The sequence below is a fragment of the Streptomyces sp. NPDC005775 genome (assembly GCF_042871565.1).
GTDB lineage: Bacteria > Actinomycetota > Actinomycetes > Streptomycetales > Streptomycetaceae > Streptomyces.
The window spans coordinates 117,857-133,338 of the sequence record NZ_JBIAIU010000017.1 but is presented as its reverse complement, the minus strand read 5'-3'; the positions used below and the strand labels follow the sequence as shown (position 1 = coordinate 133,338).

The window sequence follows — 15,482 nt, the reverse complement described above, 5'->3', positions numbered from 1 at the left end:
CGGATCGGGGCCGTGCGGCGCCGGGTCCGGTTCCGCGCCGGAAGAGGAACTGTTCACCCTTCGATTCGAGCACTCCGGGGCGCCGGACGCCAGGGGCGACGGGGGCACGTCACCGTCCCGTCAGATTCTCCCCGCCCGCGGCCGGCCGCGGATGCCAGACTTGCGCCATGCCGAACCGTGAAGCGCTCAAGCCCTTTCTCCTCGTCTTCCCCGGTCCGTTGCGCGATCAGCTGGTCGCCGCGGTGCTCGAGGGCCGGAAGGTGTCGACCACCGGACTCCTCGTGGAGTACCAGGTGGAGAAGGAGGAGCCGCCGCCGGTGGGCGAGCGGTCCGCCCTGATCGACTCGGACGGGCGGGAGATCGCGGTGACGGAGATCACCGAGGTGCGGATCCTGCGGCTCGGGGACGTCGATCTGCGGCATGTGCTCGACGAGGGCGAGGGCGACACCTCGGTGGCCGGGTGGCGGGAGAGCCACGAGCGGTTCTGGCACAGCGACGAGATGCGGGAGGCGCTCGGCGACCCGGAGTTCACGGTCGACGACGACACACTGGTCGTGGCGGAGCGGTTCCGGGTCGTCGAACTCATCGAACCGGTCTGACCGGCTCCGTCCTCACAGCGCCTCCGCCTCCGCCTTCTTCCGGTTCGCGCCCTTGACGAGGCCCAGGCGGCGCCGGAGCGCGAGCAGCCGGGGGTGGCGCTCGTGCAGCTCGGCCGAGCGGCGGTCGAGCTCCTGGCCCAGACGTTCGGCGCGCTTCTCGATGTCGAGCTCGTCCAGGATGCGGTCGACCTCGGCGAGCAGGGCCCCGTGCAGCTGCCACTTCCTGGGATGCTCCTGGACGGCGGCCAGCAGCATGTCGGCCACCAGGTCCCGGGTTGTCCGGCTGGCGGTGAGCGCCTCGGTGAGCCGCTCCTCGGCCTCCTCGGCGCTGGCGGCCACCGGAGTGGTGATGAGCACCGAGAAGCTTTCGATGGCCCCCGCCATCTGCTCGAACAGTTCCGTGATGTGCCCGGCGACCTCAGCGGGGAAGAGGGGTTCGTCGACCCGGTCCTTGGCGAGGTCGGTCAGCGTCCTGGACAGCACCCGCACGACGACCGCGCAGATCTCCAGCGTGTCCAGACCGGTGCGCAGCACCACCCGGTGCAGCAGCCCCTGCCGCACCCTCGGGTTGTACATCAGGCTTTCCTCGGCCTGCCGCAGTGAGGCGTCCACCTCGACGATGTCGTGGTCGAGACGGCGGGCCCGGTGCAGCCGGTCGGCCGCCTCCGGGACGGTGACCGGACGGGCGAGGTCGCTCCCCAGGTCGCGGAACATCTGCCCCATCTCGCGGGCCAGTCCGTCGATGGACGTGCCCGCGGTCTGCACCCAGACGGGCGGGGCGAACAGCAGGTTGAACAGCAGGCCCACACCGGCGCCGATGAGTGTCTCGTACACGCGGTCCCACGCCATGCTGGACCGCGCGGTCTGCGAGGTGACGCCGAGGACGAGCATGGCGCTGATCGCCACCTCGGGGACGAACTCGTCGACGCGGACCAGTCTGCCGATGACCAGCGCCGTGAAGATGGTCAGCCCCAGGCTCCACCAGGAAATGCCGACCAGGGCGCTGAAGCCGCTCGCGATGAGGACACCGACGATGACGGCCACCACACGCTTGACCGACATGTTGACGGTGGCGTAGAGGGTCACCTGGACGACGAGCAGTGCGGTCAGCGGTGCGGTCAGGGGTGCGGGCTCGGTCAGCGTCGCGGTCGCCACGGCATAGGCGATCACCGCCGCGCCCGTGGAACGCAGGGTCTGCGCGGCCACGGGCTCGGTGGTGCGCCGGACGAGGTTGATGACGGGTTCGGCTACTCCTGGCATCTTGTTCCCATGCCCGAATCCGGCGCCTCGGCACGGTTCCGGCTCCGGAACCCCACCGGACGGACGCGCGCGGGGCCGTGGGCGGCCCGCCGGCCGCCCGCCGGCCGCTCTATCCGACCGCCGCCGCGGCCGCGCGCCCCGCTGCCCGGCCGGAGAAGATGCAGCCGCCGAGGAAGGTGCCCTCCAGGGAGCGGTAACCGTGCACTCCGCCGCCGCCGAAGCCGGCCGCCTCGCCGGCCGCGTACACCCCGGCCAACGGGCTGCCGCCGGCGGTGAGGACGCGGGAGGACAGGTCCGTCTCCAGTCCGCCGAGCGACTTGCGGGTCAGGATGTTGAGCCGCACGGCGATCAGCGGCCCGGCCTCGGGGTCGAGGATGCGGTGCGGCGCGGCCGTACGGATGAGCTTGTCGCCGAGGTAGGTGCGGGCGCCCCTGATCGCGGTGATCTGCAGGTCCTTGGTGAAGGGGTTGGCGACCTCGCGGTCGCGGGCCGTGATCTCGCGGCGCAGGTCGTCCTCGTCGATGAGCGCTTCGCCGGTGAGCGCGTTCATGCCGCGGACCAGGGCCCCGAGGTCCTTCTCGACGACGAAGTCCACGCCCCGGTCCATGAACGCCTTCACCGGCCCCGGCACGTCCGCGCGGGCCCGTCCGATCACGTCGCGGATGGACTTGCCGGTCAGATCGGGGTTCTGTTCGGATCCGGAGAGGGCGAACTCCTTGCCGATGATCTTCTGGTCCAGGACGAACCAGGTGTATTCGTGGCCGCTGCGCATGATGTGTTCGAGGGTGCCGAGGGTGTCGAAGCCGGGGAAGAGCGGGACGGGCAGCCGCTTGCCGCGGGCGTCCAGCCAGAGTGAGGACGGGCCGGGCAGGATGCGGATGCCGTGCTTGTCCCAGATCGGGTTCCAGTTCTCGATGCCCTCGGTGTAGTGCCACATCCGGTCGCGGTTGATGTGGTGGGCGCCCGCGTCCTCGGTGATGCCGAGCATCAGCCCGTCGACGTGGGCGGGGACGCCGGAGAGCATCTTCGCGGGCGGTGTGCCGAGCCGCTCGGGCCACTGCTTGCGTACGAGGTCGTGGTTGCCGCCGATGCCGCCCGAGGTGACGATCACCGCCTGGGCCGTGAGCTCGAAGTCGCCGGCCTTCTCACGGCTGCTCGCGGTGCCGCGGGCCGCGGCGCTCGGCTCCAGGATCTCGCCGCTCACGGTGTCGACGGTGCCCCCGGTGCGGCCGAGGCCGGTGACGCGGTGGCGGAAGCGGAAGCTGACGAGCCCCTTGGCGACGCCCTCGCGCACGCGGCGCTCGAAGGGGGCGACGACGCCGGGGCCGGTGCCCCAGGTGATGTGGAAGCGGGGGACCGAGTTGCCGTGGCCGTTCGCGTCGTAGCCGCCGCGCTCGGCCCAGCCGACGACGGGGAAGAACCGCATGCCCTGCTGGTGCAGCCAGGAGCGCTTCTCACCGGCGGCGAAGTCGACGTACGCCTCGGCCCACTTCTTGGGCCAGTGGTCCTCCTCGCGGTCGAATCCGGCCGTGCCGAACCAGTCCTGGAGGGCCAGCTCATGGCTGTCCTTGATCCGCATGCGGCGTTGTTCGGGCGAGTCGACGAGGAAGAGACCGCCGAAGGACCAGTGCGCCTGGCCGCCGAGCGACTGCTCGGGTTCCTGGTCGAGCACGATGACCGAGCGGCCCGCGTCGACGAGTTCCGCGGTGGCGACCAGCCCCGCGAGTCCTGCCCCGATCACAATCACGTCAGCGTCGTACGCCATGGGTTCCATCCTTGTCGGGGCGACCGGGCCGCGGTCCGGTCGAAGGACCGCACGTCATCCGTGCGGCCGCTCGGGAAGTTACTCGTGCGTCAGATCTTCGGTACCGGCCGTCCCGGCGTCAACCGCCCGGTCGGCGGCACACCGGCCGCAGCGGTGACCGGCAGGCGTTATCGTCGAGACACATCACCCTCTTACGGCCTGACTCGGGGTGGAGAAGCGTGTCGGTGCTGGTCCTCGTGCTCGCCGTGAGTGCGGCCTGTTGTCTGGGGTTCGGCTTCGTGCTGCAGCAGGCCGCCGCCCGCCATGCCCCGAAGAGGGACTACCTCTCGCCCCGGCTGCTGCTGGACCTGATGCGGGTGCGCAGCTGGCTGGCCGGCATCGGACTGATGGTCTGCGGGATGGTGCTGGGCGCGCTGGCCCTGGGCAAGGGCGAGGTCTCCGTCGTGGAACCGCTCCTGGCCACCAACCTCCTCTTCGCGATGGCCCTGTCCCGTCACCGCACCGGTCAGCGGCTGGGCCGGCAGGGCTGGGCGGGGCTCTGGCTGCTGGCCGGCGGGGTCGCCGCGTTCCTGGTGGCGGGCGAGCCCAAGGGCGGGCAGGCGGTGTCCAGTCCGCTGCGGCACTGGCTGGTGATCGGTGTGGTGGTGGGCCTGGCCCTGCTGCTGACCGCGTTCGCCAAGCGCTCACGGTCGGGGGCGTCCCCCGCGCTGCTCGCGGTGGCGGCGGGGCTGCTGTACGGACTCCAGGACGCCCTCACCCGGGTCAGCGGGGAGCGGTTCTCCGACGGTGGCTGGGCGGGGCTCGTCACCAGCTGGCAGCCGTACGCGGTGCTGGTGCTGGGGGTGACCGGACTGATCCTCGTCCAGAGTGCCTTCGAGACGGGCCCGCTGCGGATGTCCCTGCCGGCGCTGACCGCGGCCCAGCCGCTGGCCGGGATCGCCTGCGGGATCGGTTTCCTGGGTGACCAGGTGCGTACGGACACGGGAGCCCTGGCCTGGCAGGCGGCCGGGCTGGCGGCGATCGTGGCCGGGATCGTGCTGCTGGGACTGCACCCCGCGATGCCGGAGGGGCCCGTGGGCGGACGTCGCACGCAGAGCCTCCAGCCGCGTTGAGGGGTGCTCGCCGCTCGCGAGTCGTGGGGCTGCTGTTGGATGAAGGCATGAATCCTTCTGACGAGATCCTGGACATCGTCGACGAGAACGATGTCGTCGTGGGACAGGCCCCGCGCGGTGAGGCGACAGCGCGGGGCCTGCGCCATCGCTGTGTCTTCATCGAGGCCCGGGACGCCGACGGCAGGATCTTCGTGCACCGCAGGACCGCCACCAAGCTGGTCTTCCCCTCCCACTACGACATGTTCGTCGGCGGGGTCGTCGGTGCCGGTGAGTCCTACGACGAGGCGGCGCTGCGGGAGGCCGAGGAGGAGCTGGGCGTCACGGGACTGCCCCGGCCCGAGCCGCTGTTCACGTTCCTCTACGAGGGCGGCGGGCACAGCTGGTGGTCCTCCGTGTACCGGGTACGGTGCACGCTGCCGGTGCGGCCGCAGGTGGAGGAGGTCGCCTGGCACACCTTCCTCACGGACGCGGAGCTGGAGCAGCGGCTCGGCGACTGGCCGTGGGTGCCGGACGGGCTGGAGGGTTACCGGCGGCTCCAGGCGTTCCGGGCATCGTCCTGAAGCGGCCGGGGAGGGCCGCCGAAGCAGCGGATAAGGTCCACACGTGAACGAATTCGTACAGAGTCTGCGGCTGTGGTTCGCGCCGCAGCGGATCCGCGAAGAGGGCGACACCCCCGACTACCGCTTCTCGCTCGCCAACGAGCGGACGTTCCTCGCCTGGATCCGGACGGCTCTCGCACTGATCGGCGGCGGTTTCGCGGTCGACCAGTTCCTGCCGGAACTGGCGTGGGGCGTGCGCGCGGGCCTTGCGCTCGCGTTGCTCGCGGCGGGGGTGCTGTGTGCGCTGCGGGCCGTCAACCACTGGGTGCGGTGCGAGCGGGCGATGCGGCGCGGGGAGGACCTGCCGGTGTCGCGTTTCCCGACGCTGCTGAGTCTGGTGGTCGCCGTGGTGGCCGTGGCGATGGTGGTGGTGGTCCTGTTCCGTTGGGAGGGCCGGTGAGCACGGCGGAGCGCGACCCGGGGCTCCAGCCCGAGCGGACCAGGCTGGCCTGGCGGCGTACGACCCTGTCCTGCACGGTGGTGGCTCTGCTGGCCGGAAAACAGGCGCTGCACGGCGGGGTGACCCCGGCCGGGGTCGTCGCGCTGTCGCTGAGCGTGCTGGCCTGGCTGGGGTTCCTGCGGGTGGCGAACCGGCGGGTGCAGGGCATGGGGGCCTCGCGCCCCCAGCCGCTCGGGGCCCGCGCGGCACTGACGGCCGCGGCGTGCACGGTGGCACTGGCGGGGTTCGCCGCGGCGATGCTGTTCTGAGGGCGGCCCGCCGGTTCAGCTCTCCCAGTCCACGGTGACGACGATCTTGCCGCGCGTGCGGCCCTCGGCGTTGAGCCGGTGGGCCTCCGCGGCCTCGGCCAGCGGGAAGACCCGGTCCACGTGGACCGAGACGATGCCCCGCTCGGCCAGCTCCGCCAGATGGGCCAGGTCCTTCGCGTCGGGCCGTACGAACGCGTAGGTGCCGCCGTACGAGAACACCTCGTCGTCCACGATGGAGGCCAGGCGCCCCTCCGGTGCGAGCGTCTCGGCGGACACCCGCAGCGCCTCCCCGCCCACGGTGTCGAAGGCTGCGTCGATCCCGTCCGGCGCCAGCGCCCGCAGCCGGTCCGCGAGGCCGTCCCCGTACGCCACGGGTTCCGCGCCGAGCTGCCGGAGGTGGTCGTGGTTGCGTTCGCTCGCGGTCCCGATGACCCGGCATCCGGTGTGGCGGGCGATCTGCACGGCCATCGAGCCGACGCCGCCGGCCGCCGCGTGGACGAGGACGGTGTCGCCGTCGCGGACGCGCAGCGAGTGGTACAGCACCTGGTACGCGGTGAGACCGGCCAGGGGCAGGCCCGCCGCCTCCTCGAAGCTGAGGCTCAGCGGCTTGCGGGCCAGGGTGCGCACGGGCGCGGCCACGTACTCGGCGAAGGTCCCGCGGCTGAGGAAGTCCTCCCGCACATAGCCGATGACCTCGTCGCCGACGGCGAACTCGTCGACGGCGATGCCGGGCTGGACGACGACCCCCGAGACGTCCCAGCCGGGAATCACCGGGAAGACCGTGTCCATGAGGGCGTCGAGGTGCCCCTCCCTGGCGACGCGGTCGACCGGATTGACCGCCGCGGCCCGTACCTTCACCAGGACGGTGTCGGGGCCGACCTTGGGGTCGGGCCGCTCGCCGTACTCCAGGACGTCGGCCCCGCCGTATCCGCTGTAGCTGATCGCCTTCATGTACCGACACTCGCCGCGGGGCGGGGCGTCCGCAACTCAGGCCGTCACCAGCGCGGGATCGAGGGCGTCACCCACCCCGGTTCGGCCTTGCGCATCGCGGCGGCGTCGTCGCGCTCGCGCATCGTGCCGTCGTCGTCGAGCCAGCGGCGGTGCAGCACGGCGAGGCGTTCCCGGTCGAGTTCGACGCCGAGGCCGGGGGCGTCGGAGATGGTCAGCCGTCCGTCCTCGAAGACATGACGGGCGGTGATGACGTCCTCGGTCTGCCAGGGGTAGTGGCTGTCGCAGGCGTAGTCGAGGTTGGGGACGGTGGCCGCGACGTGCGTCATGGCGGCGAGGCTGATCCCGAGGTGGGTGTTGGAGTGCATGGAGAGGCCGACGCCGAAGGTGCGGCAGATGCCGGCCAGTTCGCGGGTGCGGTGCAGCCCGCCCCAGTAGTGGTGGTCGGAGAGGACGACCTGCACGGCGTCCCGGGCGAAGGCCTCCGGGACCTCGGCGAGCGTGGTGACGCACATGTTCGTGGCCAGCGGTACGTCGGTGCCGGCCGCGACGGCGGCCATCAGGTCCGTACCGCTCGCCGGGTCCTCCAGGTATTCGAGTACGTCCCCCAGCTGCCCGGCGACGTACAGCGAGGTCTCCACGGACCAGGCACCGTTGGGGTCCAGGCGCAGCGGCTGCCCGGGGAACGCCTCGGCCAGTGCGCGGATCGCGGCGATCTCCTCGTCGGGCGGGAAGACGCCCCCCTTCAGCTTGAAGGAGGAGAAGCCGTACTCCCGGGCGAAGCGCCGTGCCTGGGCGACGACTCCGGCCGGGTCGACGGCCGCGCCCCAGTCGTCGCGCTCGCCGCCGTCCGGGTGGCCTGCCCAGCGGTAGAAGAGGTACGCGCTGTACTCGACGCTGTCACGGACCTTGCCGCCGAGCAGCGCGTGCACCGGCAGGCCGAGCGTCTTGCCCCACGCGTCCAGGCAGGCCACCTCGAAGCCGGAGACCACCGACAGCCGCAGCTTGTCCGCGGTCTGCACACCGCGCAGCCCGCCCGCGTCGACCCGCTCGTCGGCCGCGCGTGAATCGCCGCACACCTCGTCGGCGAGGGCGAAGAGGCCGTTCACATCGCTGACCGGGCGTCCGACCAGAGCCGTGGCGAGCGGCTGGGCCAGGTCGAGGTACTTGCCGTCGCCGTACGTCTCCCCGATGCCGGTCACGCCGCCACGGGTGACGACCTCCACGATGAGCCGCGGGGTGTACGGCTGGTGGACGCCCTGGGTGTTCAGGAGCGGCGGGTCGGCGATGAGGATCGGGGTCAGCCGGACTTCGTCGATCAACCAGTCTGTATTCATACGTGAACTCTATTCAGCCATGCGACTGAAAGCCAGGGCCCGCCCGTCATTCGGGCCGGAGTCACACATTCCAATGCGGGAGTTCACTGGACGACATACCGACTGGTCGGCATCATGAACACCGACGTCATAGGCCGGTCGGTCTTTTTCCACCCCGGAGGTGCGCACGATGAGCCCAGTCCACCCGCCAGGTCTCGATCTGGACCGCTTGCGCGGACATCTCGACCGCGAGCGGCCGGGTCTGGTGAACGGACCGCTCGACGCCCGGCTCATCGAGGGCGGTCGCTCGAACCTGACGTACGTCGTCACGGAGACGGACGGCACGGGCCGCTGGGTCGTGCGCCGGCCGCCCCTGGGCCACGTCCTGGCCACCGCGCACGACATGAAGCGCGAGCACCGCGTGATCAGCGGGCTGCATCCCACGGCCGTCCCGGTCCCCGAACCGGTCCTGCTCTGCGAGGACGACTCGGTCATCGGCTCGCCCTTCTACGTCATGGAGTACGTCGAGGGCACCCCGTACCGCACCGCGGAGCAGCTCGCCCCGCTGGGCGCCGAGCGCACCCGCAAGGCGGTGCTGGGTCTGGTCGACACCCTCGTGGAGCTGCACGCCGTGGATCCGCAGGCGGTCGGCCTCGGCGACTTCGGGCGCCCCGAGGGCTTCCTGGACCGGCAGTCGCGCCGCTGGGGCAAGCAGCTGGACGCCTCCCGCAACCGCGAACTCCCCGGCATCGACGAGCTGCACGCGGCACTCGGACGGCAGCTGCCCCACTCCCCCGCCCCCACCGTCATCCACGGCGACTACCGCCTGGACAACGTACTGATCGGGTCCGACGACGAGATCAAGGCGGTCCTCGACTGGGAGATGTCCACGCTCGGCGACCCGCTCACGGACCTGGGCCTGCTGGTGATGTACAGCTCCGACCTGGACCTGCCCGCGTCCCCGGTGTCCACCACCAGCGGCGCGGCCGGCCACCCCTCCCCCGCCGAGCTGATCGAGCGCTACGCGGCCCGCTCCGGCCGGGACACCTCCGGCATCTCCTGGTACACGGCGTTCGCCTGGTTCAAGCTCGCCGTGATCCTGGAGGGCATCCACTACCGCTACACCCTGGGCCAGACGGTCGGCGGCGGCTTCGACCGCATCGGCGACCTCGTCCCCGTCTTCATCGAGCACGGCCTCACCACCCTCCAGGAAGGCTGACCCACCCCATGGACTTCGCATTCGACGCCCGTACCGAGGAGCTGCGCGCCAAGCTGCTCACCTTCATGGACGAGCACGTCTACCCCGCCGAACAGACCGCGGAGGAGCAGCGCGCGCAGCTCGCGTCGCCGTGGGACACCCCACAGATCGTGGAGGACCTCAAGGCCGAGGCGCGCAGGCAGGGCCTGTGGAACGTCTTCCTGCCGGACGCCGAGTACGGCGCCGGGCTCACCAACCTCCAGTACGCCCCGCTGGCGGAGATCCTGGGCCGCTCCCCGCAGTTGGCGCCCACCGCGCTGAACTGCGCGGCACCGGACACCGGGAACATGGAGGTGCTGGCGCAGTTCGGCACCGAGGAGCAGAAGAAGCAGTGGCTGGAGCCGCTGCTGGCCGGTGAGATCCGGTCCGCGTTCGCGATGACGGAACCGGAGGTCGCCTCGTCGGACGCGACCAACATCGAGACCCGGATCACCCGGGACGGAGGGGGCACCTCCCGTTCGAGCGGAGCCGAGAACGGGGGAGACTACGTCATCAACGGCCGCAAGTGGTACATCTCCGGGGCGATGAACCCGGACTGCGCCGTCTTCATCGTGATGGGCAAGACCGACCCGGACGGCGAGGACCTCCGCCGCCAGCAGTCGCAGATCCTGGTCCCGCGCGACACCCCGGGCCTGACGGTGAAGCGGGCCATGAAGGTGTACGGCTACGAGGACCACTACCACGGCGGTCACGCCGAGGTGGTCTTCGACGACGTGCGGGTGCCCGCCACGAACCTGATCGGCGAGGAGGGCGGCGGCTTCGCCATCGCCCAGGCGCGACTGGGCCCGGGCCGTATCCACCACTGCATGCGGCTGATCGGCATGGCCGAGCGCGCCATCGAGCTGATGTGCCGGCGCGCGGTGGCCCGTACGGCCTTCGGCAAGCCGCTCGCCCAGCAGGGCGTCGTGCAGAACTGGATCGCGGACGCCCGGGTCACGGTGGAGCAGTTGCGGCTGCTGGTGCTGAAGACCGCCTGGCTGATGGACACCGTCGGCAACCGGGGCGCGCACACCGAGATCCAGTCCATCAAGATCGCCACCCCGCGTGCGGTGGTCGCCATCCTCGACCAGGCGGTGCAGCTGCACGGCGCGGGCGGGGTCAGCCAGGACTTCCCGCTGGCCGAACTGTGGGCGGCGGCGCGGACGCTGCGGCTGGCGGACGGCCCGGACGAGGTGCACCAGCGGTCGCTGGCGCAGCGGGAGATCAAGAAGTACCTCTAGGGCGTGTTCCCGGCCGGCCGGGGCGGCGCATCACGTCAGGGTGCGCCGTCCCCGATCCGGTCCAGAACCGCCGTGTACAGGGAGCGACGGTCGGGCCGGGCCCGGGCCGTGGCGTGACGGAGTGCGGGGACCGCCGCCCCGCCCATTTCCACGAGCCCTTCGGCGGCCGCCTCGCGCACGACGGCGTGCGGGTGCCCGAGCAGGGCCGCCACCGCTGGGACCGCCGGCTCCCAGCCCGCCCGGCAGAGCGTGCGGACCGCCATGCGCACCACGTCCGGACGGGGATCGTCCAGGAGGAGTTCGGTGTGGCGCAGATGCGCCGTCCGGCCGAGCATCGCCCGTGAGGTCCGGTGGGCGCGCAGTCGGACGCGGGGGCGGGGATGCGTGAGCAACCGGCCCAGCAGGTCGAGGAGTCGCCGGTCCTGGTCGGGTGCGGGGCCGGGGTCCGTCTGGGCCAGTTCCGTGAGCGCCCGGCAGATCTGCTCCGGGGTGCCCGTCGCGGCCAGGTCCAGCAGGTCCTGCCGGGTGGGGCCGCGCCCCCTCGCGGCGTCAGGGGCCGCACCGCGGTCGCGGAGGGCGGCCACCGCCGCCGCGTCCTGCTGTCCGGCGTCCGGTCCCCGCAACGGCCCCTGCACGAGGTGGAGTCGGTCGGCGAGTTCGGCGCGCCCTTCCCTGCGCAGGCGCCGGCAGGTCTTCGTCAGGGCCGGGGTACGCAGCAGCGGGCGGGCGGCGAGCAGGTCGAGGAAGCCCCATGCTCCGGCGTCGAGCCGCTCTCCCAGCGTTTCGGCCAGCGCGTCGGCGGGGTACGCGCGCAAGGCGTCCCCGGCGGCGCGGGCCACGACGGGCGGTGCATGTTCCCACCACTCCAGCAGCAGCGGGACCAGCGGTGCCGCCTCGCCCGGGCCGAGCCCGCCGGCCGCGCGTGCCACCCTTTCGCGCACGATCCCCTCCTGGCGGAGTTCCGTCTCGCCGAGGGTGCCCAGCGCACGGGTGAAGTCGGCGCCGGTGGGCAGGTCGACGTGGCCGCGCAGGTACGCGCGGAGCACGGCCAGGCGGACCTCCGGCTCGGGCCACCGCGCCAGCGCCTCGGCCGCGGTCCGCCGGCTCTCCGCGTCGGCCGACCCCAGCATGGTGAGCAGCCGCTCCCGCAGGGCCGCCGAACGCGGCTGGTCGAGGTCGTCGGCCCGTACCCGGCGCGCAGGAGGCTCCGGCACGCGGGCGGTCTCCGCGAGGGTCCAGGGCGGCGCGTCCACGGGCTGCAGCCACGTCATCCAGTCGACGAGGGCGGCGCCGGCCCCGGGACCGGCGCCTCGGTGGGCCTCGACCAGCGCGGCGAGCCGCTCACGCGAGGGGACCGCGCCGTCGTCCTTCCGGCGGAACTCCGCCAGGGCACCCGGCGCCCGTACGGCGTCGGCCAGCGCGGACCGCCAGGCCCGCGTCCCGGCCGACCCGGACGCGGCGGCGCCGGGCTCCGGTACGTCAAAGGCCCCCCGCAGCACGGCGGCCTCGGCCCGCCAGGGGTCGGCGCCGAGCCGGGCCCCCGCGAGGGCCCGGTCCAGATCGGCGCGGACCAGGACAGCGCCGAGACGGCGCAGCAGGGTCAGCGTCGACCGGTTCGGCCTCGACGGTGCGGGGTCCAGGGCCCGTACCGCGGCGACGGCGGCCGGTCTCGCGGTGGCCGTCAGCAGCGGCGCGACCGCTTCGAGCACGGCGAGCAGATCGTGCCGGTCCCCGTCCCGGGCGTCGGCCAGCGCGTCCAGCAGGACCGGGGCGGACCGGGAGAACGCCGTGAGCTCCCCGGCGCTCCACGGCTCGGCGCACAGCCTCAGCGCGAACCGCACCACCTTGTTCCGCAGCGCCTTGTCCCGGGGCTGCGCCCGGGAGCCCGCCAGCACCAGCCAGCCGCCCACCATCGATCGCAGCCGTTGCGAGGCGGGGCCCAGGGGCTCGTCCCGCTCGGCCAGGCGCAGCGCGGGCCCGGGGTCCCAGCCTCCGGAGACCAGGGCCTCGATGTCGCGGTCCGCCGCACCGGTCGCCGGCGGCTCGTCGTCGACCGGTACGGCGATCTCGTGCCGGGCCAGCGCGGGGGCCAGCAACCGGACTGCCGTCGCCGGGGTCAGCAACGGGCCGGTGCCGGAGACCAGGGCGACCCGGCGGGCCGCCACCAGGGTGAGCAGGTCACGCGCCACGGCTGACTTCTGTTCGTCCAGTGCGAGGACCGCGCGTGCGGTGAGGACGCCATCGAGGCCCTCCAGCAGCAGGCGGCGGGAGGCGTCGTCCCGGCTGTGTTCGGCGGCAGCGACGAGGGTGGCCGCGTAGGCGTCGCCGAGCACGGCGTGCAGAGCCGCGACGAGGGCGGCGCGCAGACCGGGATTGCTGTCCTGCCCGAGCCGGGAGAGGAGCCCCGGGAGCGCCGCCGGTGCGGCGGCCCGGACCAGCGCCACGGCCGCCGTCCTCCTGATGTTCATGTTCGGATGGCCGAGGCAGGCGGAGATCGCGGCGCTCGCCCAGTGGGCCCGGGCATGGCCCAGGGCGAGCAGTGCCTGCCGGACCGTCTGGATGTCCCGGGCTCTCGTCAGCACGATCAGGGTCGCCGAGAGCGCCTGGGCATCCTCGCCGGTGGCGTCGTGGGCGAGCAGGGCGATGACGTGCTTGCGGACGTGCCGGTCGCGGTGGCGCAGCAGGCGGTGCGCCCGCGCACGGGTTCCCGTCCAGGGGGCCCTGACCAGCATGTCGACGAGGATCACCTGCTCGTCGTCGGACAGTCCGGGGCGGTCGAGCAGGTCCAGTGCCATGGTCGCGACCAGCGCGTGTCCGGCCTCGCGCGCGTCCGCCGCGTCGAGCAGGCAGACGGGCCGGATCGCGCCCCGCCCGTGGAGTCGCCGGCCCAGGGCGCTCAAGGCGTCCAGGACCTCCTGCGGGACCGCGGGCTCGCCGGCCGGCTGTCCGTGCTCCCCTGTCCGGGGAGCGGAGTCCGGGCTCCTCGCCGCGGCCTGCCCGGTCACGACGCGCAGCAGCAGGTCGGCGATGACGGGGAGGGTGGCGGCGTCGCCGCGGGCCGCCAGCCGGCACAGGGCCGGCACCGGCGCGTCCGGGTCCAGGTGGGAGCTCAGCAGGGCCATTTCGCGCGCGTCGGGTCCGCCGAGCCCGGCCGCGATGCGCGGCGGCAGGTCGAGGGGGTCGAGCCGGGCGAGCAGGGCGCGGCGCTGCTCCGGATCGACGTTCAGCTGCCACACCAGTTCGAGGGCCCGGTCGCGTACGGGGCGCAGGTGGGGCGCCGTCCGGCCGCCGGTGAGGCCAAGTCCTTCGCGCAGGGCCCGCAGCGTCCGCTCGCCGCCGATCGCCTCCAGGGTGTCCAGGGCGGCGGCCGGCACCGAGGGCAGCAGGGCGATCACGGCGTCCTCCGCGTCCGCGTGGCGCAGTGCCCGGATCGCGGCGAGGAAGGGCACGGGTGCGGGAGCGGAGGGCAGCACGCGTGCGATGGCCTCCCCGACCGGGAGGTCCGCGGCCCCCTGCCCGGCCAGGGCGACGAGCAGGGCGAGCCGCCGCGGCCAGCCCGGATCATCGGCCGGTACGTCCGTCAGGAGACGGAGCACCTCCGTCCGGCAGGTGTAGAGGATCGTCGCCACGTCGCCGGGCCGGATCGAGTGATCGGACAGGGCCAGTTCGACGACGGTGCGGGCGGAGGGACCGTCCGGGAAGTGCCCGCGGCGGTGGAGACCGCGCAGGCAGGCCACAGCCGGGCCGCCGAGCAGCAGGGGATCGCGGGCGGCGAGGGCCGTCAGGTCGCCGATGTCGTCGCGGTCCGCCAGGTCCCCGAGCCGTTCCATCGCGCGGCGCCGAAGGCCCGGCGCGAGCCCGGGTTCGGCCACGACCCGGCGCAGCACTTCCCGGTGTCCGTGGCGGGCGGCGGCCGCGAGGGCGGCCTCGGCCACTGCGGGCCGCTCCCGCACCGCGTCCCCGGCCGGGCCGGGAAGGGGGCCGCGGACGAGAAAGGGGGCGAAGTGGCCGGGCGGCAAGGGGTCCGCCGCCGCCCACGGTTCGGCCAGCCCGCCCAGCGCGCCCGCGACGACCGGGGCCGCTGCGGCTCCCAGCAGAGCGACCAGTCTCCCCCGGACCAGGGCGGGGGCCAGGAGTCCGGCGTGCAGGCCCTCCCGGGCCAGCCGCAGCGCCTCGGCCTGAAGCACCGGATCGCCGCTGCCCGCCAGCACGTCCACCAGGAGCGCCGGCCGGGGCGCGCCGGTGATCTCCACACCCCGCACGGCCTGGTACAGGAGCTCGCCCGGAGCCTCGTCACGGAGCACCTCGGGATCGTGGAGCACATCGGCGCGCAGCCAGGCGATCCGTACCCGGGCGGGCAGGTACCCGGCCGTGCGCCACGGCGGCCGGGGTCGGCCGACCAGGTGGTGGCCGAGCCGCTCGTAGAGCTCTGCCAGGAGCAGGTCGGCCTCAGGCAGTCCGGTGAGTGACGTGGGCAGCAGGTCGGCGAGAGCGTCCACCTCGCCGTCGTCGGGCGGCGGGCACCCGGTGACGCGCTCGGCCAGGCGGACCAGCGCCGCATGACGCTGCCCGGGGTCCTCGTGCCCGAACAGTCGGCCCAGGGCTCGGATCTCTTCGTCGACCGGCGTCCGCATCGTCGGATGCTAACCGTGCCCACCGCAGCCCCACCAACGCCTTTCGGGCTCTCCCGCGGCCCC

The 15,482-nt window shown here is 73.3% G+C and carries 12 protein-coding genes; 7 read left to right on the top strand and 5 right to left on the bottom strand.

Annotation, left to right across the window (positions count from 1 at the left end; translation table 11 throughout):
- The first annotated feature begins 167 nt into the window (after positions 1–167).
- Positions 168–599 (top strand): ASCH domain-containing protein, encoded by a 432-nt coding sequence (locus tag ACFYPA_RS32185; RefSeq protein WP_359085980.1) that lies wholly within the window; start codon positions 168–170, stop codon positions 597–599.
- 12 nt (positions 600–611) lie between these two features.
- Here the strand turns inward: ACFYPA_RS32185 and ACFYPA_RS32180 are convergent, their stop codons facing one another.
- On the bottom strand, positions 612–1,859 hold the full coding sequence (locus ACFYPA_RS32180) for an aromatic acid exporter family protein (RefSeq protein WP_359085981.1): 1,248 nt from the start codon (positions 1,857–1,859) through the stop codon (positions 612–614).
- A 109-nt stretch (positions 1,860–1,968) separates the two neighbouring features.
- The gene (locus tag ACFYPA_RS32175) at positions 1,969–3,624 is read right to left on the bottom strand and encodes an FAD-binding dehydrogenase (protein ID WP_359085982.1); all 1,656 of its coding nucleotides are present in this window, start codon (positions 3,622–3,624) and stop codon (positions 1,969–1,971) included.
- Positions 3,625–3,842: 218 nt separating this feature from the next.
- Here ACFYPA_RS32175 and ACFYPA_RS32170 point away from each other — a divergent pair, with 218 nt between their 5' ends.
- From ACFYPA_RS32170 to ACFYPA_RS32155, 4 genes are read left to right on the top strand one after another with little or no spacing between them, the layout of a single operon-like run.
- A complete protein-coding gene (locus ACFYPA_RS32170; protein ID WP_359085983.1) occupies positions 3,843–4,736 on the top strand; it encodes a DMT family transporter in 894 nt (297 codons plus the stop codon).
- Positions 4,737–4,783: 47 nt separating this feature from the next.
- A complete protein-coding gene (locus tag ACFYPA_RS32165) occupies positions 4,784–5,296 on the top strand; it encodes an NUDIX domain-containing protein (RefSeq protein ID WP_359315933.1) in 513 nt (170 codons plus the stop codon).
- A gap of 43 nt (positions 5,297–5,339) precedes the next feature.
- Positions 5,340–5,735 (top strand): DUF202 domain-containing protein, encoded by a 396-nt coding sequence (locus ACFYPA_RS32160; RefSeq protein ID WP_359085985.1) that lies wholly within the window; start codon positions 5,340–5,342, stop codon positions 5,733–5,735.
- A complete protein-coding gene (locus ACFYPA_RS32155; RefSeq protein WP_359315931.1) occupies positions 5,732–6,043 on the top strand; it encodes a DUF202 domain-containing protein in 312 nt (103 codons plus the stop codon). The genes ACFYPA_RS32160 and ACFYPA_RS32155 overlap by 4 nt, the downstream gene beginning before the upstream one ends.
- A 15-nt stretch (positions 6,044–6,058) precedes the next feature.
- On the opposite strand, the gene ACFYPA_RS32150 is transcribed toward ACFYPA_RS32155, so the two are convergent.
- Positions 6,059–6,994, bottom strand: a complete 936-nt coding sequence (locus ACFYPA_RS32150) for an NADP-dependent oxidoreductase (protein ID WP_359085987.1) — start codon at positions 6,992–6,994, stop codon at positions 6,059–6,061.
- 44 nt (positions 6,995–7,038) lie between these two features.
- Entirely contained in the window at positions 7,039–8,328 is a 1,290-nt protein-coding gene (locus ACFYPA_RS32145) for a glucarate dehydratase family protein (protein ID WP_359315928.1), read from the bottom strand.
- A 169-nt stretch (positions 8,329–8,497) separates the two neighbouring features.
- On the opposite strand from ACFYPA_RS32145, the gene ACFYPA_RS32140 reads away from it, so the two are divergent.
- Positions 8,498–9,526, top strand: a complete 1,029-nt coding sequence (locus ACFYPA_RS32140) for a phosphotransferase family protein (protein ID WP_359315926.1) — start codon at positions 8,498–8,500, stop codon at positions 9,524–9,526.
- A gap of 8 nt (positions 9,527–9,534) precedes the next feature.
- Positions 9,535–10,785: an acyl-CoA dehydrogenase family protein gene (locus tag ACFYPA_RS32135; protein ID WP_389135885.1), complete on the top strand. Its 1,251-nt coding sequence runs from the start codon at positions 9,535–9,537 to the stop codon at positions 10,783–10,785.
- A 35-nt stretch (positions 10,786–10,820) separates the two neighbouring features.
- Here ACFYPA_RS32135 and ACFYPA_RS32130 read toward each other — a convergent pair whose 3' ends face one another.
- Positions 10,821–15,419, bottom strand: coding sequence for a HEAT repeat domain-containing protein (locus tag ACFYPA_RS32130; protein ID WP_389135883.1), 4,599 nt, complete (start codon positions 15,417–15,419; stop codon positions 10,821–10,823).
- Positions 15,420–15,482: the final 63 nt, after the last annotated feature.

Coding starts and splice junctions, on each gene's coding strand:
- ACFYPA_RS32150 (WP_359085987.1), bottom strand. CDS start 6,994: ATGAAGGCGATCAGCTACAGCGGATACGGCGGGGCCGACGTCCTGGAG.
- ACFYPA_RS32135 (WP_389135885.1), top strand. CDS start 9,535: ATGGACTTCGCATTCGACGCCCGTACCGAGGAGCTGCGCGCCAAGCTG.
- ACFYPA_RS32130 (WP_389135883.1), bottom strand. CDS start 15,419: ATGCGGACGCCGGTCGACGAAGAGATCCGAGCCCTGGGCCGACTGTTC.
- ACFYPA_RS32185 (WP_359085980.1), top strand. CDS start 168: ATGCCGAACCGTGAAGCGCTCAAGCCCTTTCTCCTCGTCTTCCCCGGT.
- ACFYPA_RS32180 (WP_359085981.1), bottom strand. CDS start 1,859: ATGCCAGGAGTAGCCGAACCCGTCATCAACCTCGTCCGGCGCACCACC.
- ACFYPA_RS32165 (WP_359315933.1), top strand. CDS start 4,784: ATGAATCCTTCTGACGAGATCCTGGACATCGTCGACGAGAACGATGTC.
- ACFYPA_RS32140 (WP_359315926.1), top strand. CDS start 8,498: ATGAGCCCAGTCCACCCGCCAGGTCTCGATCTGGACCGCTTGCGCGGA.
- ACFYPA_RS32175 (WP_359085982.1), bottom strand. CDS start 3,624: ATGGCGTACGACGCTGACGTGATTGTGATCGGGGCAGGACTCGCGGGG.
- ACFYPA_RS32145 (WP_359315928.1), bottom strand. CDS start 8,328: ATGAATACAGACTGGTTGATCGACGAAGTCCGGCTGACCCCGATCCTC.